General features: G+C 65.4%; 15 protein-coding genes. 14 read left to right on the forward strand and 1 reads right to left on the reverse strand.

The window, feature by feature from the left end; all coding sequences use genetic code 11:
• Positions 1-5: 5 nt before the first annotated feature.
• From AC1Q64_RS03325 to AC1Q64_RS03355, 7 genes are all read left to right on the forward strand, one after another.
• Positions 6-428, forward strand: a complete 423-nt coding sequence (locus AC1Q64_RS03325; RefSeq protein ID WP_492250452.1) for a Bbp16 family capsid cement protein — start codon at positions 6-8, stop codon at positions 426-428.
• A 12-nt stretch (positions 429-440) separates the two neighbouring features.
• Positions 441-713 carry a HeH/LEM domain-containing protein gene (locus AC1Q64_RS03330; RefSeq protein ID WP_492250453.1) on the forward strand — a complete coding sequence of 91 codons (273 nt, stop codon included), beginning with the start codon at positions 441-443 and terminating at the stop codon, positions 711-713.
• Positions 714-776: 63 nt separating this feature from the next.
• Complete coding sequence (locus AC1Q64_RS03335) at positions 777-1,385, forward strand: phage connector family protein (protein WP_492250454.1); 609 nt, start codon at positions 777-779, stop codon at positions 1,383-1,385.
• Between the two features lie 2 nt (positions 1,386-1,387).
• The gene (locus AC1Q64_RS03340; protein WP_492250455.1) at positions 1,388-3,442 is read left to right on the forward strand and encodes a phage tail protein; all 2,055 of its coding nucleotides are present in this window, start codon (positions 1,388-1,390) and stop codon (positions 3,440-3,442) included.
• A 58-nt stretch (positions 3,443-3,500) separates the two neighbouring features.
• Positions 3,501-4,079 carry a virion core protein, T7 gp14 family gene (locus AC1Q64_RS03345; protein ID WP_492250456.1) on the forward strand — a complete coding sequence of 193 codons (579 nt, stop codon included), beginning with the start codon at positions 3,501-3,503 and terminating at the stop codon, positions 4,077-4,079.
• A gap of 2 nt (positions 4,080-4,081) precedes the next feature.
• Complete coding sequence (locus AC1Q64_RS03350) at positions 4,082-6,253, forward strand: transglycosylase SLT domain-containing protein (RefSeq protein ID WP_492250457.1); 2,172 nt, start codon at positions 4,082-4,084, stop codon at positions 6,251-6,253.
• Positions 6,250-13,020: a PBECR3 domain-containing polyvalent protein gene (locus AC1Q64_RS03355; protein ID WP_492250458.1), complete on the forward strand. Its 6,771-nt coding sequence runs from the start codon at positions 6,250-6,252 to the stop codon at positions 13,018-13,020. Before AC1Q64_RS03350 ends, AC1Q64_RS03355 begins: the two co-directional genes overlap by 4 nt.
• A 2-nt stretch (positions 13,021-13,022) precedes the next feature.
• Here AC1Q64_RS03355 and AC1Q64_RS03360 read toward each other — a convergent pair whose 3' ends face one another.
• On the reverse strand, positions 13,023-13,631 hold the full coding sequence (locus AC1Q64_RS03360; RefSeq protein WP_492250459.1) for a hypothetical protein: 609 nt from the start codon (positions 13,629-13,631) through the stop codon (positions 13,023-13,025).
• A 268-nt stretch (positions 13,632-13,899) separates the two neighbouring features.
• Here AC1Q64_RS03360 and AC1Q64_RS03365 point away from each other — a divergent pair, with 268 nt between their 5' ends.
• From AC1Q64_RS03365 to AC1Q64_RS03395, 7 genes are read left to right on the forward strand one after another with little or no spacing between them, the layout of a single operon-like run.
• Entirely contained in the window at positions 13,900-15,276 is a 1,377-nt protein-coding gene (locus tag AC1Q64_RS03365) for a phage tail fiber repeat family protein (protein ID WP_492250460.1), read from the forward strand.
• 2 nt (positions 15,277-15,278) lie between these two features.
• Positions 15,279-15,758 carry a discoidin domain-containing protein gene (locus tag AC1Q64_RS03370; protein ID WP_492250461.1) on the forward strand — a complete coding sequence of 160 codons (480 nt, stop codon included), beginning with the start codon at positions 15,279-15,281 and terminating at the stop codon, positions 15,756-15,758.
• A 7-nt stretch (positions 15,759-15,765) separates the two neighbouring features.
• Entirely contained in the window at positions 15,766-16,341 is a 576-nt protein-coding gene (locus tag AC1Q64_RS03375; protein ID WP_492250462.1) for an HI_1402-related protein, read from the forward strand.
• The gene (locus AC1Q64_RS03380) at positions 16,338-17,003 is read left to right on the forward strand and encodes a hypothetical protein (RefSeq protein WP_492250463.1); all 666 of its coding nucleotides are present in this window, start codon (positions 16,338-16,340) and stop codon (positions 17,001-17,003) included. The genes AC1Q64_RS03375 and AC1Q64_RS03380 overlap by 4 nt, the downstream gene beginning before the upstream one ends.
• Positions 17,000-17,347 (forward strand): hypothetical protein, encoded by a 348-nt coding sequence (locus AC1Q64_RS03385; protein ID WP_492250464.1) that lies wholly within the window; start codon positions 17,000-17,002, stop codon positions 17,345-17,347. Before AC1Q64_RS03380 ends, AC1Q64_RS03385 begins: the two co-directional genes overlap by 4 nt.
• Positions 17,344-18,033, forward strand: a complete 690-nt coding sequence (locus tag AC1Q64_RS03390; RefSeq protein WP_492250465.1) for a lysozyme — start codon at positions 17,344-17,346, stop codon at positions 18,031-18,033. Before AC1Q64_RS03385 ends, AC1Q64_RS03390 begins: the two co-directional genes overlap by 4 nt.
• On the forward strand, positions 18,033-18,563 hold the full coding sequence (locus AC1Q64_RS03395; protein WP_492250466.1) for a DUF2514 family protein: 531 nt from the start codon (positions 18,033-18,035) through the stop codon (positions 18,561-18,563). The genes AC1Q64_RS03390 and AC1Q64_RS03395 overlap by 1 nt, the downstream gene beginning before the upstream one ends.
• Positions 18,564-18,573 lie beyond the last annotated feature (10 nt).

Below are 18,573 nucleotides of genomic sequence, written 5' to 3' on the forward strand. Positions count from 1 at the left end.
CCGCCATGATCATCGACAAACTTCTGCAGGTGTCCACCGCCCAGGTGGTCACGGCTTCGGCCGCCTCTACCGACACCATCGACTTCGGCCAGGCCAACCCCGATGTGGGTTTGGACGACCGCAGCATGATGGTCTTCACCGTGGGCGAGGCAGCCGCTGCCGCTGGCGCCGCCACGGTGACGTTCTCCATCCAGGACTCGGCCGACAACTCCACCTTTGCGGATGTGGCCGTCACCGCCGCTATCGGCAAGGCCGCGTTGGGCCTGGGCCAGCAGGTGGTGATCCCCATGCCGGTCAAGCTGCGCCGCTACTGCCGTGCGTACTACACCGTCGGCACCGGGCCCCTGACTGCTGGCAAGTTCTCGGCGCAGGTCGTGACCGGTATCCAGCAAAACACGGCAAAGCCTGACAGCCCCCGCGTCGCATAAGGAGCTGCTGCTATGAAAGTTATTGCAATCAAGCAGGGCTACTTCGGCAAGCTGCGCGCACCCGACGAGGTGTTCGACGTTCCCGAGGGTGCGAAAGCCTCCTGGTTCACGCCAGTGGACAAGAAGGGGGCAGCCGAAGGGCAGGGCGATGCCAAGCCGTCTGACGGCCTCAAGGTCGATGAGATCAAGGCAGCCCTGGTCGCCAAGGGCATTAGCGTTCCCGAGGGTGCGAAAAAGGACGAGCTGGCCGCTCTGCTGGACGCAGCTCCTCAGACCCAGCCCTGACCCTCACCGGCCGGGCATCAAGCAAACGGAGGCCCAGCGCCTCCGTTTTTCATGGGAGATCACATGGCATCCGAAGTCGATATCTGCAACCTCGCCCTGGCCCACCTTGGTGACGAGGCCACCGTGGCGAGCATTGAGCCGCCCGAGGGGTCGGCGCAGGCCGAGCATTGCGCACGGTTCTACCCCATCGCCCGGGATGCACTCCTGGAGATGCACCCCTGGAAGTTCGCCACGCGCCGCGCCATGTTGGCCCCACAGGCGACGGCCGCATGGAACTGGGCGTATGCCTACGCTGAACCTGCTGGAGCGGTGCGGCTGCTTGCCGTGCTGGCTGCAGATGCCCCGGCCCAAGCCGAAACACAGCCGTTCGAGGCCCAGGCCACCGACACGGGGGCGCCTGTCATCCTGACGAACCTGCCCAGCGCCAGCTTGCTCTACGTCTCGCGCATCACCGACACGACCAAGTTCTCACCACTGTTTGTTGATGCTCTGGGGTGGCTGCTGGCCTCGCACCTCGCCGGGCCCATCCTCAAGGGAGAGGCTGGCAGCGCCATGGCAAAAGACTGCCTGCGGCAATTCATGCTTTCGCTGTCCAACGCCAAGACCTCCAATGCGAACCAGCAGATGGTGCGCCAGGAGCACACGGCGCCCTGGATCGTCGCGAGGGGTTGAGTATGGCCAGTGCACGCCCTCTGCAGCGTTCCTTCTCCGGTGGTGAGGTGGCGCCGGAGTTGTTTGGCCGCATCGATGACGCCAAGTACCAGTCCGGCCTGGCACGGTGTCGCAACTTCATCACCAAGCCCCAGGGGCCCGCAGAAAATCGGGCGGGCTTCGCCTTCGTGCGTGCCGTCAAGGACTCCAGCAAGCGCACGCGTCTGATCCCCTTCACCTACTCAACTACCCAGACGATGGTGATTGAGCTGGGTGCTGGCTATTTCCGCTTCCACACAATGGGCGCCACGCTGCTGGATGGCGGCGTGCCCTATGAGGTGGCGAACCCCTACAGCGAAGCAGACCTGTTCGACATCCACTATGTGCAGTCGGCCGACGTTCTGACCCTGGTGCACCCTGGCTACGCCCCGCGCGAGCTGCGCCGCCTGGGGGCAGTCAACTGGTCGCTGGTAACCATCCCATTCGGTAGCCCTGTCGCCGCGCCCACCGGCCTGGTGATCACGACCGACGGTGTCACGACCCCACGGTACACCTACCGCTATGTCGTCACTGCCATCGGTGCCGACGGCGTTTCGGAGTCGCCGCCTTCCGCCTTTGGCAGCGTGAACAGCAACCTGTACGAAACCGGCTGCACCAACGGGATCGCGTGGAGCGCAGTGGCGGGGGCCACGCTTTACAACGTCTACAAGATGACGGCTGGCGTGTTCGGCTACATCGGCCAGACCGGCGCGCTGACCATGATCGATGACAACGTGGCGCCGGACCTGAGCAAGACGCCACCCGTCTATGACCCAGTGTTTCAGGCGGCGGGGGAATACCCGGGCGCGGTGTCGTACTTCGAGCAGCGGCGCTGCTTTGCGGGCACGCTGAACAAGCCGCAGGGCATCCTGATGACCAAGTCGGGCACCGAGTCGAACATGAGCTACTCACTGCCCATCCGCGACGATGACCGGATTTCTTTCCGCGTGGCAGCGCGCGAGGCGAACACCATCCGCCACATCGTGCCCCTAACCCAGCTCCTGCTCATGACCTCGTCTGCGGAGTGGCGCGTGACTTCGGTCAACAGTGACGCCATTGCGCCCAGCACCATCAGCGTGCGGCCGCAGTCCTATGTGGGCTCGTCCAATGTTCAGCCGGTGGTCATCAACAACACCCTGATCTATGGGGCTGCCCGGGGCGGTCACATCCGCGAGCTGGCCTACAACCGCCAAGCCGAGGGCTTCGTGAGCGGGGATTTGTCCCTGCGCGCGGCGCACCTCTTCGACGGCCAGGAGGTGGTCGATATGGCCTATGCCCAGGCGCCGCAGCCCATCGTCTGGTTCGTGTCCACCTCGGGCAAACTGCTGGGCCTGACCTATGTGCCAGAGCAGCAGGTGGGGGCGTGGCACCGTCACGACACTGACGGCACCTTTGAGTCTTGCGCGGTGGTGGCCGAAGGGCGAGAAGACGTGCTCTATGTCGTGGTTCGGCGAGTCATCGGGGGCGTGTCGGTACGGTACGTTGAGCGCATGGCATCCCGACAGTTTGATACCCCGAGCGATGCGTTTTTCGTTGACAGCGGCGCCACCTACTCGGGAGCGCCTGCATCCACCGTCGCAGGCCTTGGGCACCTGGAGGGTAAGACGGTCAGCATCCTGGCCGATGGTGCGGTGCATCCCTCCCGCGTGGTCAGTGGGGGGAGCGTTTCCTTGGAGGCCCCAGCCAGCGTGATCCATGTGGGCTTGCCCATCGAGGCGGATCTGGAGACGCTTCCCCTCGCGCTGCAGCTGCAGGACGGCAGCTTCGGCCAGGGGTGGATCAAGGCAATCAACAAGGTATCCCTGCGGGTGTTCCGTTCGTCCGGGATCTTCGTGGGCCCTTCCGAGGACAAGCTGACGGAGGCCAAGCAGCGCACCACTGAGGTGTTCGGTGCGCCGCCTGGGCTCAGAACGGATGTGATCGATGTCACTCTGACGCCCAGCTGGGGGCAGAGCGGGCAAGTGTTTGTCCGCCAGCCGTACCCATTGCCACTCACCGTGGTTTCGCTGGTCGCCGAGGTGGCGCTGGGCGGCTCGTAGGGGTTGCACGTAGCAGCGGGTTTGCCGCGCACCATGCCGCATCCTCCCGGAGAACAGCATGGGATTTTCCTCAAGCCAGATGGCATCCGCCGCGCTGATTGGCCAGATCGGCGGCGCAGCCATGTCCACCGTTGGCAGCTACTACGGCGCGGCGTCGCAACGAACCGCCTTGCGCGGACAGGCCGCGATTGCCGACACCAATGCCCGCATCGCCGAGCTGGGCGCCCAGTCGGCCCTGCAGCAGGGTGAGCAGCAAGTCGCATCGCTCACCCTCAAGGCCGGGCAGCTCAAGAGCGGCCAGCGCGTGGCCTTGGCTGCGAATGGCGTGGACCTGGGCGCGGGCAACGCCGCCGAGATTCAGGCCAGCACGGACATCATGAAGGAGATCGACTCCAACACCATCCAGGCCAACGCCGTACGCAGTGCCTGGGGCTACCGCACCCAGGCCGTGAACTACCAGAACGAGGCCCTTGGCAAGCGGGCCACGGCCAGCGCAATCAGCCCCCTGACCTCGGCCGCCACCTCCTTGCTGGGTAGTGCCGGGAGCGTGGCAGGTGGCTGGTACGCGCTGGGCAAGGCTGGCGCCCTCGCGCCACAGGACAACTGGGGCGACACCTACAAGTGGGGGAGGAACTGAGCATGCCCCGCGTTCCAACCTATGACAGCTTCCAGGCCGCACCATCCGCCTTGCCGCAGGCGCGCATCAGCGCCCCGGAATTGCCCGATGTCGCAGGCCAGCAGGCCCAGCAGATGGGGCGTGCCCTGGCCACTGGCGGCCAGGCGTTTGGGCAGATCGCCAACGACATGGAGCAGCAGGCCAACCAGCTGAGGGTCGATGACGCCCTGAATCGCGCAAAGGAGGCGGCGCTCCGCCTGACCTATGACAAGGATGCTGGCTTCTCCGCGCTCAAGGGTGTGAACGCCCTGCAGCGCCCTGACGGCAAGCCGCTGGCCGACGAGTACAGCGAAAACCTCAAGCGCCAGGTGGACGAGATCGCTGGCACGCTGGGCAACCCCGCGCAGCGCCAGGCCTTCGCGATGCACTCCAACGACATCCTGACCTCGTTTCGCGGCCAGGCCATCCAGCATGAGGCGCAGGAATACAAGACCTATGCGCTCTCTACCTCGGAGGGCATCCAGAGCACAGCCCTGCGCGACATCGGTCTCAACTGGCAGAACACCGACGCGGTGAACTCGGCTGTGGAGCGGATCCGCGCAGAAACCTATCGCCAGGCGCAGCTGCTGGGCAAGTCCGCCGAGTGGCAGGAATCGCAAGCCCGCAAGCTCACCAGCAACGCGCACAAGGTGGCGATGCTCACCGCGCTGGAGCAGAACTCACCGGCTTTCGCCGATGCCTATCTGAAACGGTACGCGGGTCAGATGGACGCCGACGACATCCTCACGGTGCGCGGCCACGTCACCAAGGCCATGGACGCCCAGGTCGGCGTGGCAGCGGCGGCGGATGTTGTGACCCGCATGCAGCCACGCATCCAGACCAGCGAAGCTGAGCGCGCTTTCAACGTGGCGCTGGGCACGGAGTCGAACTACCGGCAGTTTGGCGCCGACGGCAAACCACTGACCTCGCCCAAGGGGGCGGTGGGCATCGCGCAGGTGATGCCCGGCACGGGGCCGGAGGCCGCAAAACTCGCGGGGCTGGAGTGGGATGAGGCCAAGTACAAAAACGATCCGGCCTACAACAAGGCCATCGGCATGGCCTACTTCCAGAAACAGCTGCAGGACAACGGCGGCGACCTGGCCAAGGCCTACGCCGCCTACAACGCGGGCCCCGGCCGCCTGCAGGACGCCATGAAGAAGGCCGCCCAGTCCACGGACTTCGCGAAAGTGGACGGCAGCCTGAAGGCCGTGCCCTGGCTGCAGTACATGCCCAAGGAAACCCAGGCCTACGTCGAGAAGAACATGCGCGAGTTCGAGGCCGGGCAGGGCCAGGCGCAGCGCCCCACGTTTCAGGAAATTGACGACCAGTTGCGCAGCGACCCCCGCCTGGCTGGCAACCCCAATCGCTACAAGGTGGCCCGGGATGAGGCTGCGCGCCGCTTTGAGGAACAGACCAAGGCCATCAAGCAGCGGGACGAAGAGGCGGTGGCCACTGCGATGCGCGGGATCATCCAGAACGGCGGGCGCTTCACGGATCTTCCAGCGAGCGTGCGCGCGGCCGTGCCCCCGAAGGAGGTGGACAACCTGATGAGCTTTGCTCAGAAGGTATCCAAGGGCGATGACTCCACCAGCCTCTGGCTCTACAACGACCTGACCTCGCACCCGGAGAAGCTGGCCGCGCTCTCCGATGCGCAGTTTTTTGCCCTGCGCCGGGAGCTGTCCGATGCTGATTACAAGCACTTCAGCGCCGAGCGCGCCAAACGCACTGGAGCCGCCTCCGGCAGCAATGGCCCGGGCGATCTCAACAGCCAGGGCATCAAGCAGGTAATGGACGAGCGCCTGCGCGTGCTGGGCATCGACCCCACGCCCAAGGACGACGGCGGCAAGGACGCGGCGCGCATCGGCGGAATCCGCAAGTTCGTCAACGACTACTTCTTGACGGCCCAGCGCGAGGCCGGCAAGAAGTTCACCGACGCCGAGGTGGCGCAGCACGTCGATGGCCTGTTTGCCCGCAATGCCACGTTCCGAGGGTTCTTCTCCAACTCCTCGGGACCGATGCTGACGATGAAGGTCGGGGACATCCCCAGCCAGGAGCGAACCGCCATCGAGGCGGCCTACAAGCGCCAGGGGGTGGAGAAGCCCACAGACGCCCAGGTCATGGACATCTACTGGAAACGCCAGATCGCACGCAAATGAACGACTACGACGACCTCATCACCCAGTCTCTGCAGCCCGAGCCCGCCCAGGCCGCCCGCATTGGGTTTGCAGCAGCGGTTGACACCAACCCCGAGGCCTACGCCGAAGCGCGGCGCGTGGCCAAGCGCACAGGTGTCCCCGTGGATACGGCCTTCAATCTCCCCCAGGAGATGAAACGCCAGGACCGCATGGGCTCCATGGATTTCGATCGACTGGCCGCAATGTCCCCGGCCACGGCGGCCATCCTCGCCGACGTGGACCAGGCGAAGATTGCGCACGACAACGTGGACAGCTTCAGCGGGATTGAGGGCGTGCTCTCCGCTTTGGGCGGGGCTGCGAAATACGCTGTCAGCGCCCCCGGTGCAGCGCGTGGCGGGTTCGTCAGCGACGTGGGCCGCGCGGGTAGCGCTGGCCTGTCCGGGCTGCAACGCGCCAGCGCTGGGGTGGTTGGCCTGGCACAGGCACCTTTTGACATGGCCGCGCCGCTGGCCGATCCACTGGTGGGCCGCATTCTCCCGGGCAACCCGCTGCGCGCTACGGCGGAAGGGCTGGCGCGCTACCGCCAGAGCATTGAGGCCCAGGCCAAGGCGACCATGCCCCGGGCGGATGGGCTGGTGGAGTCGGGCGTTTTCTCCGGCTTCGCCTCCCTGGCCAGCAACATGGCGGCGCTGCCACTGGCCTTCCTGCCCGGCGGCCAGTCTGCTGCGATGACTGCCATGACTGCGCCCGTGGGTGGCCAGGCCTACGGCGAGGCACGCGACAAGGGGGTGGGGGTGGCGCCCGCGCTCGCGTTCGGCACCTCGCAGGCCGCCATCGAATACGCCACCGAGAAGCTGCCGGTATCGCGGCTGCTGGGCGACGTGCGTGCGGGCTCTTCCCTGCTCAAGACACTGGGCCACCAGGCCGCCCTGGAGATTCCCGGCGAGCAGATCGCCACCGTGCTGCAGGATCTGAACGAGTGGGCGGTGCTCAATCCTGAGAAGCCCTTCAGCTCCTACGTCGAGGAGCGCCCAGGTGCCGCCGTGCAAACGCTGATCGCCACCTTGGTCGGGGTCGGAGGCAACGTGGCGGTGATGCGCGGCATCGACAGCGTCATCACCGGTGACGAAGAGAAGGCCCGCCGCGCCCAGGCGGCCGAGCAGCAGAGCCAGCTGCTCCAGCAACTCAACGACCTGGCGCAGGCCGACAAGGTGCTGGCGCGCGATCCCGAGGTGTTCGAGCAATTCATTGCCAGCGCGGCTGAGGGTGGCCCCGCCACACAGGTTTTCATCGACGCTCAGACGCTCATGCAATCTGGCATGGCCGAGCAGCTTGCCCAGGTGTCGCCCGCTGTCGCCGCGCAGCTGGGCCAAGCCCTGCAAACTGGTGGGCAGATCGCCATCCCGGTGCAGGAATATGCCAGCCGCATTGCGGGCAGCGAGTACGCCCAGAGCCTGGTCGATCACATCAAGACCGATCCCGAGGGGTTCAGCCGGGCTGAGGCCCAGCACTTCATGGACACCCGGGCCGACGAATTGAAAGCCCAGGTAGAGCAGGCATTGCAGCAGCAGGAGGGCGACAGCGCTTTCAAGCAGTCAGCCGACGCCGTGCGCGCCAACGTGAAAACCCAGCTGGACACGGCGGGCCGCTTCACGCCCCAGGCGAACGACGCCTATGCGGCGATGGTGGGCAGCTTCTACGCAGTGCAGTCCGCCAAGCTGGGCATGACGCCCGAGGCGCTTTTCGAGCGCTACCCGTTGCGGGTAGTGGCTGAATCCGTGGTGGATGGTCAGCAATTTGACCAGGCTCTGGCAGCCCATCCGCCCAAGGGGTGGGCACACTCCACCACTGGGCAGGACGCGGCGAAACTGTGGGGCGCACCGAAGGGTGACACCAACGCTGTGTTCTGGACGGACCTGGGGGGCAAGCTGGCGCAGGACGCGCCGGAGCTGGCAGGGTATTCGCATTCGGTGGACCGAAGCCGGGTCGATCACATTCGCAAAAACCACGGCAACGAAGCCGCCGAAGCGTCACGCGGGCAGGTTGCCGTGACGGGCGCAGACGTGGCGCGCATCCCCGAGATCGTCACGGGCTATGACGCCATCGACGCCAACGTTTCAGTTCCGGCGGAAGTAGGGCCGGAGAAGGTGCGGGGCGTTGTGTTCGCCAAGCAGTATGAGGATGGGACGGTGGTTTACACCGGGTTGGTTTCCAGCAAGCGCCAGAATGTGCGTGGAGCCACGCTGTGGAAGTATCCCCCATCGGTTGATGCCCAGACCGCCGTGAAGCGGGCTGTCGCCAAGCTAACGTCCGAAACGTATGGGGGCATGGATGGGATTGTAGGGCCAGCGGGCGAAACGCTCAACCAGGCAGCGCGCGGCAGCTTCAACCCCGGAACCAACACCATTGCGCTGCTCAAGGCTGCGGACCTGTCCACGTTCCTGCATGAGACGGGGCACTTCTTTCTTGAGGTGCAGATGGACATGGCTTCGCGCCTGCAGCATGAGGCTGATGCCTTTGGGGACGACACCAACCAGCCCGACGAAGCCCAGATCCTTGCCGACGCACGCGCCGTTCTGGACTGGTTTGGCATCCAGAGCCTGGCCGAGTGGCACAACCTCGATTTCGAGGAGCGCCGCGCGCACCATGAAAAATTCGCACGAGGCTTCGAGGCGTACCTGTTCGAGGGGAAGGCGCCCAGCATTGAGCTGCAGGGCCTGTTCCAGCGCTTTCGCGCGTGGCTGGTGGCCGTGTACAAGAATTTCAAAGCGCTCAACGTGGAGTTGACGCCCGAGGTGCGCAGCGTGTTCGACCGCATGCTGGCCACCAGCGAAGAGATCGCGCTGGCCGAGCAGGGGCGCAGCATGATGCCGTTGTTCGCCACTCCCGATCAGGCCGGCATGACGCCCGAGGCGTTCGCTGCCTACCAGGCACTGGGGTTGGATGCCACCAACACCGCCACCGAGGAGCTGCAGGCACGCGGGCTGCGCGATATGCAGTGGCTGCACAACGCGCGGGGGCGGATGCTCAAGCGCCTGCAGCGGGAGGCCAAGGACTTGCGCGCCGAGGCGCAAATTGACGCCCGCCGCGAGGTCATGAGGCAGCCGGTGTATCAGGCGTGGCAGCTGCTGTCGGGTCGAATCTCGCGTGATGACATGCTACCCGCTGACGCTGCCCGCGCAGCCTATCGCGAGGCCCTGGCTGAATGGAATGCCCAGCGGAAGACTGCCGAAACCGACGCCATCGAGCAGGCCCAGGCCATGGTCTGGCAGCAGTCGGATGAAGGCCAGATCAAGTACCGGAAGGCGGATAGCGCCGCCAAGGCGCAGGCCAAGGTTCTCAAGCGCGAGACTGTAGCTATCGATGCGGCGACCCGTGCAGCGCTGCAAAAATGGGAGGGACAGAACCCCGCGCCACTTGACCCTGATTACCGCCCAAAGTCGGACCCCAACCGGATCGACCCCTCCATGGACTCGCTGCTGGTGGCCATTGCCAAGCTGGGTGGTTTGTCGCGAGAGTCTGCAGCCAATCACTTGGGCGTGCACCCGGATGACTTCAAGGCGCAGTCGGGCGTGTTCGGTAAGCCGGTTTTCCGCAAGACCGGCGGGATGACCGCCGACAGCATGGCCGAGGCGCTAACGGAGTATGGCTACCTGCCTCGCGACGAGCATGGAAAGCACGACCTGCACGACCTGGAAGACAAGATCGCCTCAGAGATCGGTGGTAGCCCGCAGTATTCCGCCGCCTTCGACTACAGCGCGCAGTTTGAGCCCGAGGCACCCGGCTTCGCAAACCCCGCCGCCCTATCGGCTGCGCGGCTGGACCTGGCCGCCCTGAGCGGCCTGGGTGTGCCCGCCGAGGTCGTCGCCCTGCTGAAGGAGCGAAAGATGACCGCACCGGATGGCCTGCACCCTGATGTGGCCGCCGAGCTGATCCTGACCGCTGAAGGTCAGGCTGCGTTCACCTCGGGCGATGAAATGGTGCGCGCACTGGCCGAGGCCGTCCCGCCCAGCGAAGCCATCGAGAACCTGACCGACTTGCTGATGCTGGAGCGCCACGGCGACCTTGCCACGCCCGAGGCCATCGAGCGGGCGGCCGACCAGGCCATCCACAACGACGTGCGCGCACGGTTGCTGGCGACCGAGGCGAACGCGCTGGCCAAGGCCACGGGCGAGAGCCGCGTGCTTTCGGATGCGGCCAAGACCTTCGCCGCCGACATGATCGCCCGCCTGCAAGTCCGCGCTGTGCGCACTGGGCAATACGCTGGCGCCGAGGTGCGCGCCGCCAAGGCGGCAGAGCGGGCGGCCAAGGCGGGCGACCTGGCCCAGGCGGCGGCCGAGAAACGAAACCAGCTGATCCAGCACCATGCCACGCGGGCCGCGCACAACGCGCTGGACGAGATCGACCGGGGCCTTCGCTACCTGAAGAAGTTCGACGGCGACATCAAGTCGCTCGATGCCGACTATGCCGAGCAGATCGCCAACCTGCTGGAGCGCTTCGACCTGCGCAAGGGCCAAAGCCTGAAGGCCGTGGACAAGCGCACGGCGCTGGCCCAATGGCTCGCCACCCAGCGCGAGGCTGGCCTTGAGCCAGACATTCCAGCCGACCTGGAGAACGAGGCCTACCGCACCTCCTACAAGAACCTGACGGTGGAAGAGTTCCGTGGGCTGGTGGACACCGTGCGGCAGATCGAGCACCTGGGCCGCCTCAAGAACAAACTGCTTACGGCGGCCGACCAGCGCAGCTACCAGGCGGCGCGCGACGAGATTGCGGCAGGCATTGCCGAGCATGCCCAGGGGCGGCAGGCTGACACGCGCACGCCCACCACCAACGCGGGGCGGGCGGTGCAAGGGCTCAAGCGCTTCTGGGCTGCCCACATCAAGGTGGCGACCTGGGCGCGGGTGATGGACGGGGGCAAGGACGGCGGCCCGGTATGGGAATACTTCCTGCGCAGCGCGAACGAGCGGGGCGACATGGAGACCACCATGCGTGCAGAGGCCACGGCCCGCCTGGCGGAAATCATGGCCCCGGTGTTTGCCCTAGGGAAAATGGGCGGCAAGGGGCAGTATTTCCCATCCATCCGGCGCAGCCTGAACCGCGAGTCTCGGATCGCAATCGCCCTGAACATGGGCAACGAGGGGAACATCCAGCGCCTGCTGGGGGGCGAGGGCTGGACCCGCGCGCAGATCGGCCCGGTGCTGCAGTCGCTCACGGCGCAGGAATGGCAAACCGTGCAGGCGGTCTGGGACCATTTCGAGAGCTACCGCCCGCAGATCGCCGCCAAGGAGTTGCGCGTGTATGGCAAGGAGCCCGCATGGGTGGAGCCCTCGCCGCTGGCCATCACCACGCAGGACGGGCAGACGCTGACGCTGCGCGGCGGGTACTACCCCATCAAGTACGACCCGGCCGCCAGCCAGCGCGCGGAGCAGCATGCTGATGCCGAGGGCGCCAAGCGCCAGATGCAGGGCGCCTACACCACGGCTACCACGCGGCGCAGCTTCACCAAGTCCCGGGTGGAGGAGGTGTCTGGGCGCCCACTGCTCTACACGCTGTCGGGCATGTACGGCGGGGTCAACGACGTGATCCACGATTTGGCTTGGCATGAGTGGCTGATCGATGCGAACCGGCTGCTGCGTTCAAACACCATCGACACCGTGATCCGTGAGCACTATGGCCCCGAGGTCAAGCAGCAGTTCAAGAGCTGGGTGCAGGACGTGGCCGAGGGTGAGAAGGGCAGCGACGCGGCAGCGGACCAGGCGCTGTCCCGGCTGCGCCAGGGCGTCAGCGCGGCCGGCCTGGGCTTCAACGTGGTCAGCGCGCTGATCCAGCCCCTGGGCCTGACCCAATCCATCACCCGGGTGGGCGTGGGCTGGATCGGCCGTGGCGTGGCGCGTTACATCGCCCACCCCAGGGACTTGGCGCGCGACATCAACGGGCGATCCGCCTTCATGGAGAACCGGGCCCGCACCCGCTTCCGCGAGCTGAACGAGCTGCGCAACCAAGTGCAGGACCAGAGCGCTTTCAACGAGTACGTGGGGCGCTATGCCTACTTCCTGATGATGCGCTGCCAGCAGGTGGTGGACCTGCCGACCTGGTGGGGCGCCTACGAGAAGGCCACGGCCGAGGGCAACGATGAAAACCGCGCGGTGGCGCTGGCCGATCAGGCGGTGATCGATGCCCAGGGTGGCGGGCAGACCAAGGATCTGTCGGCCATGGAGCGCGGCGGTCCCGCGCAGCGCCTGTTCACGGTGTACTACTCCTTCATGAACACGGCCCTGAACCTCGGGGTGGCGCAAACCATGACGGCCGACACCGCCGCCAAGAAGGGCAAGCTGGCGGTGGACTACGCCATGCTGTACGTGGTGCCCGCCGTGCTGGGGTACTTCCTGAAGAACGCGCTCACCCCTGGGGATTCAGGGGATGACGACTGGGAGAAGATCGCCAAAAAGCTGCTGGCCAACCAGATCGACTACCTGATGGGCCTCATGGTGGTGGTGCGCGAATTCGGCGAAGCGGCCAAGACGGTGAGCGGCGCCAACGACATGGGCCGGGACTACACCGGCCCCGCAGGTCTGCGGCTGGTTTCCGACACCGGCACGCTGGCCAAGCAGGTGCACCAGGGCGAATTCGACACCGCGTTTCGCAAGGCCGCGATCAACGTCGTGGGCGATCTCTTCGGGCTGCCCAGCGCGCAGGCCAATCGCACGATCACTGGCGTCAACGCGCTGGCGGAAGGGAAGACCGACAACCCTGCGGCTGTGGTCTTCGGGTTCCAGGAGAAGCGGTAGGCCTACTTTTCGAAGTAGTAGCCGGAGCGGCGGTAGCAAACGCCGTTTTTGGTGGGGCCGAGATTGGTGATGGACACGGATACCTGGGCGCTGCCCTCCTTGGGGTATCCGGTGGCGCATACCCCAAACTTGTAGCTCGTCTTGCTCTGGGTGTAGAAGGTCGCAATGAACAGCATGCCGTAGAAGCGATCATCTGAAGTCATCAGCGCGGCAGCGTCAGTTTCCCGGTAGGGCAGGCGCAGCTTTTCCTTGAGCAGGTCGATTTCGCTGGGGTTGATCGTGTCGCGGAAGTTGTCGAACGTGCGGCGGGGGAACAAGTTCTGGTTGTAGCTATCACCCTGGATGTTCGGGAAGCTGGACCGCTCATAGGGGTAGAAGATTTCGAGCACGGCGTCGCCCTTGTCCGACTCGGCCATGAACAACGTCGATGAGTCCAGGGACTCCTGCGAATTGATCACCGAGCAAACCGTGACCGGGTTGCCGCGCGTGGCCGTGCCCGTGGAACTGACGTTCGAAAGAATGCCCGGGCGGTTGTTCACCGGATAGCACTCGACCTGCGCAAACGCAGAACCGGCCGCTGCGGCCAGCAAGGCAACAAAAAAACGCTTCATGATTTCCCCTTTGCTTTATTAGCGGCCCTCCGCCGCATAGGTGCACGTATCGGCAGCCCCCACGAATAGCCTTGCGGCAATTTCTGGGTGCCTCCGCATGACAATTTCCTCTGAGGACCGCAAGGCTGGGCCCTATGACGGGAACGGCGTCGCGACACTCTTCCCCTTCGCGTTCAAAGTCATCTCCGCCACTTACGTGGAGGTGTACTTCACATCGCCCGAAGGAGTGGAACAAATTCTCACATTCGGGGATGACTATAGCGTCACCTTGAATCCTGACCAAGAAGTGTCTCCCGGGGGCGAGGTGCAAACCTTCGTCCCCTTGGCGCTGAATGCCAAGCTGACGATCACCAGCAATGTCCCAAACCTGCAGCCGCTGGCGCTGACCAACCAGGGCGGATTCTTCCCCGGGGTCATCAACGCTGCTTTTGACCGGGTCGTCATCCTCATCCAGCAGCTGGCCTCACGCATCGGCCGCACGCTTCGTGCACCGATCACCGATCCTGAAGGCCTGTCCATGGTGTTGCCTGGCGCTGCTGACCGCGCCAATGCCATCCTGGCCTTTGACGCCACGGGCAAGCCCGTGGCCTACCCGCTCAGCGGTGTGCCTGGCGGCGGTGGGGGTGGTGGCACAGCCACGATCATCGTGGAGCTGAAAACAGCCACTGCCGGGCAGACGGTTTTCAACCTGACCAACGCATACACCCCGGGCAACAACAGCCTGTCGGTGTTCGTGAACGGCCTGCGCGCCACCCGTGGGGTGGACTTCACGGAAACGAACGCCACGCGAGTGACGTTCCTGGAAGCCCTGGAAGCTGACGACCGGGTGACGTTCGTCATCGGCGTTGCCGCCCCGGGCGGTGGCGGATCTAGCTCCGGCGACATGCTCAAGTCGGTGTACGACACGAACAACAGCGGGGTGGTGGATGCGGCCGAGTCCGTGCCGTGGAGTGGCGTGGGGAGCAAGCCCTCCACCTTCCCGCCGTCCAGTCATAGCCACGTCATGTCCGACATCGACAGCCTGGTCGCGACGCTGGATGTGATGGTGATGGCGATCAACGGGAAGCAGGCTGTACTCGTCAGCGGCACCAACATCAAAACGATCAACGGCGCCAGCCTGCTGGGTTCGGGGAACATCTCGATTGCGGGTTCTGGTGTCACGGACCACGGTGCTTTGAGCGGCCTTGAGGACGACGACCACACCCAGTATTTCAACCAGTCGCGGGGCGATACGCGCTACTCGCAAACTGGCCACACCCACGCCATTGCGAATGTGACCGGGCTGCAGGGGGCGCTGGATGCAAAAGCGGCAAACACAACCCCCACCATCACCGGCCTGCGCGAGGTCAAAGTGGCAGTTGCTGCAGCGGCCATTGACCTAGCCACCGGCAATCTGTTCTCCAAGACGATTTCCGGCGCCATCACTTTCACCGTGAGCAATGTGCCCGCCACCGGCACGCTGGCGTCCTTCATGCTCGACCTCACGAACGGAGGCAGCGCCACGATCACTTGGTGGTCGGGCATGAAGTGGGCGGGCGGCAGTGCCCCCGCCTTGACGGCTGCGGGGCGTGACGTGCTGGGGTTCTACACCCACGATGGCGGCACGACGTGGACCGGCATGCTGCTGGCGAAGGACGTGAAGTGAGCGTGCGCGATTTGCTCATGGCAGCCGCTGGCGCCGTCGCACCCGGGGGTGCGGCCTATAGGTACTGGCGGCTCTACGTCACAGCACTGAATTCAGGCGGTACGCAGCTCTATATTTTTGAAGTGGAGCTGCGAGCATCGGCGGGCGGTTCTGACATCACCAATTACGGCACCACCCCGGTGGCAGAAAGTTCGTTCTTCGACAACGGCGAAGGCACGGTTTACCTGGGTGCATACACGATAGACAACTACCTATCCGATGGCTGGATCACCCCAGCGGGAGCAATTCCGGCGTGGGTGCGGTACGACCTTGGAACTCCAAAAAGCGTCGCGGAATTTGCAATCCTTCCTTACCCATCTTCAGGGTACTGCCCCCGCGATTTCAAGATTCAAGGCTCTGCCGACGGCTCGTCTTGGACGGATGTGAAGTCCTTCACCGCTGTCGCAGCCTGGACGGGCTGGCAAGCATTCAACCTCACCTGACAGCGCCATGCCATACCGAAACACCAAGACTGGCACCTTCGGCCACACCGTCGAAGAAGTGCGCGCCGCGAACCCCCGCACATCCGTGCCGGATGGAAAGCCCTGCGGGGACTTCGCCTGGTACGAACCCACGGATCCACCAGTAGGCCACCCGCTGCAGCAGCCCGTCGAACAGAAGCCTGTCAACGACTCGCAGCGCTGGGCCTTGTCTGAGCTGCAGCCCAGCACGCTGGCGCCCTGGCTGCGCACCCAACTGGTTTGGGAATACGAACAGCGCATGCGGGTGATCGCCTCGGGCTATCCGCCGAGCGAGCGCGAGAGCTGGCCCGTGCAGACGGCAGAGGCGCGAGCGCTGCTCGCGGACGCGAAGGCCGCAACACCTTGGATTGACGCTGCGGCAACTGCCCGCGCGCTGGACCGTGCAGAGCTTGCCGCGCGCATCGTCTCCAAGGACGCGGCCTACCGCTCCATCCATGGCGCGCTTACCGGGATTCGGCAGCGCATCGAAGACGACATTGGTGCAGCAGGCGACGACGTTGCTGCACTCCTTGCCATTGATGTGGCGAAAGGTTGGCCAGCATGAACATCGTCCAGCACCTCACAACCGCAGGCGTTCCCGCGCATCTGCACACCGAAGCCATTGCCAGCCTGGAGCTGGCCCGCGATCGCGCCAGCGGGCTGACCTGGGCCAAGTGGAAGGTGCGCCTGTTCAAGGCCGGACAGATCTCGCGACTGCTGGCCTGGGGCGATGAGCGCCTGATCGACGTGCGGCCCGACCTGGCCGACTGGGACATAGCGCCCATGGTCAACATCACCGCCCACGGCGACAACGTGCCCTGGCCCGATGGCCGCCCGTTGCCGGGCGCATGGTTGGATGACACGCGCGAGGCACGGGCCGCCAACTACTGGTGCAAGGGCGAACACCCGCGCAGCCAGAAGTCCCGCAAGGCCTGGTATCGCCGCAACGCGGGCGAGTACCTGGCATGGCGCTTGGGCGCCCCCGTGGACCCGGCCCTGCCGGTGCAGGTGTGGCGCGGCGATGGCGTGACCGTGCGGCGCCACAACGGCGCCTGGATGGTTCTGGCTGCCGACCGGTGGCTGGGCCTGGTGCCTGTGCGTGTGCGCATCGGCTACGAGATTGACAACGTGCTGCGCGATGACGGCATTCGGCTCTGGTTCCCGATCCAAGGTCACGACCTGCGCGCGCCTGTCACCTGGTCGGTGCTGCCTGGGGGGCGCGCATGAGCGACTACCAAGGTCCAGAGCGGCGCGCTCGTTCTCCCGCCGAAGTTCGCCTCACCGACGAGACCGGCGTATGGCTCGAAGAAAAGATGGCCGCCGCCGTGCGCGAGGGCATCAAGGGCGCAATGACCGAGGAGACCGCCGCAGCCTTTTGGGCCGCAGGCCTCACCGTGTTGCAGAGGCAGGCCACACAGCACGCCGGCCGCTTCGTTCTGGGCGGGCTGTGGGGGCTGCTGCGCCGCGCCAGCCTGTTCGTGACTTTGGGCGGAATCGTCTATGCCATCGGCGGCTGGGCCGCACTGGCAACCCTGTTCAAAACCCTGTTCTCTAGCGGAGGTACGCCGTGAAGACATCCCCCCAGGGCATCGCTCTGATCCGTGAATTCGAAGGCTTCCGCGCTGAGGCCTACCGCGACCCCGTGGGCATCTGGACCATCGGCTACGGTTTTACGAAAGGCGTGCGCCAGGGCGACACGATGACCCGCGAGCAGGCGGATCAGCGCTTGCGCGTCGAGTTGGCCGACTACGAGGCGGGAGTGCTGCGCGTCACGGGTGGCAATCTCACCCAGGCGCAGTTCGACGCGCTGGTTTCATTCGCGTGGAATGTGGGCGTGAAGGGCATGGCGGGATCCAGCGTCATCAAGGCCCATGTGCGCGGCGACTATCAGGCAGCGGCGCGTGCGTTCGCGCTGTGGAACAAGGCCGGTGGCAAGGTGTGGCCGGGCCTAACGCGCCGCCGCGCCGCCGAGGCTGCGCTGTACTTGCGCGAGGAAGAGGCCCCGCAGCCCATGCCCCAGGCTGTGGAACCCGAGCGCCCTATGGCCGCCAGCTCTATCAACCGCGCTGGTGTGGTGGCCGGTGGCACTGCCGCCGTTGCCACCGTAGCCGAGACCGCGCGCACCGTGGCCGACGTGAAGTACAGCGCGCAGAGCCTGGGCGACTGGCTGGTGCCCATGCTGCTGCTGGCCGTGGTGGCCCTGTGTGGCTACATCGTGTGGGAGCGCGTGAAGCAGCGCCGGGAGGGATGGTCGTGATGTTCGACAAGCTCAAGACCTACGGAGCTATCGCCGCTGCACTGGTGTTGGGCGGCCTGCTGGTTGTGCAGACCGTGCGCCTGCACACCGCCCAGCTCGATGCCGCGAACACCCGCATCAAGAACGCCCAGACACTGGCGCGCATCGCTGACCTGACAGCCAAGGCTCTGCGCGCCGTACGTGCGCAAGAAGCGCGTTGGGCCGCCGACCAAGAAAGGAATGCCCGTGAAACCGCTACAAAAATCGAAGCTGCTAACGCTGATGCTGCCAGCGCTCGCCGTGCTTCTGGCCGCCTGCAGCAACGCATCGATGCCCTTGTCGCCGCAGCCCGTCGATCAGGCGCGAATCCCGGCACTGAGCCCGCAGTCGCGTCAACCGGTGATCCCATCGGAGTGCTTGCCGACGTGCTCGGCCGCGCTGACCAAAGAGCGGGAGTCCTGGCTGAGTACGCCGACAAAGCCCGAATCGCCGGGCAGTCCTGCGAGCGCGACTACGACGCGCTGACCAAACCGCCCCGGCCCACCCCCTGAACACCGAGGA

The sequence above is a fragment of the Acidovorax sp. GW835-FHT14G06 genome, assembly GCF_058793595.1.

Bases quoted from the DNA above. Each gene is read 5' to 3' on its own strand.
- AC1Q64_RS03325 (WP_492250452.1), top strand. From the start codon at position 6: ATGATCATCGACAAACTTCTGCAGGTGTCCACCGCCCAGGTGGTCACG.
- AC1Q64_RS03330 (WP_492250453.1), top strand. From the start codon at position 441: ATGAAAGTTATTGCAATCAAGCAGGGCTACTTCGGCAAGCTGCGCGCA.
- AC1Q64_RS03335 (WP_492250454.1), top strand. From the start codon at position 777: ATGGCATCCGAAGTCGATATCTGCAACCTCGCCCTGGCCCACCTTGGT.
- AC1Q64_RS03340 (WP_492250455.1), top strand. From the start codon at position 1,388: ATGGCCAGTGCACGCCCTCTGCAGCGTTCCTTCTCCGGTGGTGAGGTG.
- AC1Q64_RS03345 (WP_492250456.1), top strand. From the start codon at position 3,501: ATGGGATTTTCCTCAAGCCAGATGGCATCCGCCGCGCTGATTGGCCAG.
- AC1Q64_RS03350 (WP_492250457.1), top strand. From the start codon at position 4,082: ATGCCCCGCGTTCCAACCTATGACAGCTTCCAGGCCGCACCATCCGCC.
- AC1Q64_RS03355 (WP_492250458.1), top strand. From the start codon at position 6,250: ATGAACGACTACGACGACCTCATCACCCAGTCTCTGCAGCCCGAGCCC.
- AC1Q64_RS03360 (WP_492250459.1), bottom strand. From the start codon at position 13,631: ATGAAGCGTTTTTTTGTTGCCTTGCTGGCCGCAGCGGCCGGTTCTGCG.
- AC1Q64_RS03375 (WP_492250462.1), top strand. From the start codon at position 15,766: ATGCCATACCGAAACACCAAGACTGGCACCTTCGGCCACACCGTCGAA.
- AC1Q64_RS03380 (WP_492250463.1), top strand. From the start codon at position 16,338: ATGAACATCGTCCAGCACCTCACAACCGCAGGCGTTCCCGCGCATCTG.
- AC1Q64_RS03385 (WP_492250464.1), top strand. From the start codon at position 17,000: ATGAGCGACTACCAAGGTCCAGAGCGGCGCGCTCGTTCTCCCGCCGAA.
- AC1Q64_RS03395 (WP_492250466.1), top strand. From the start codon at position 18,033: ATGTTCGACAAGCTCAAGACCTACGGAGCTATCGCCGCTGCACTGGTG.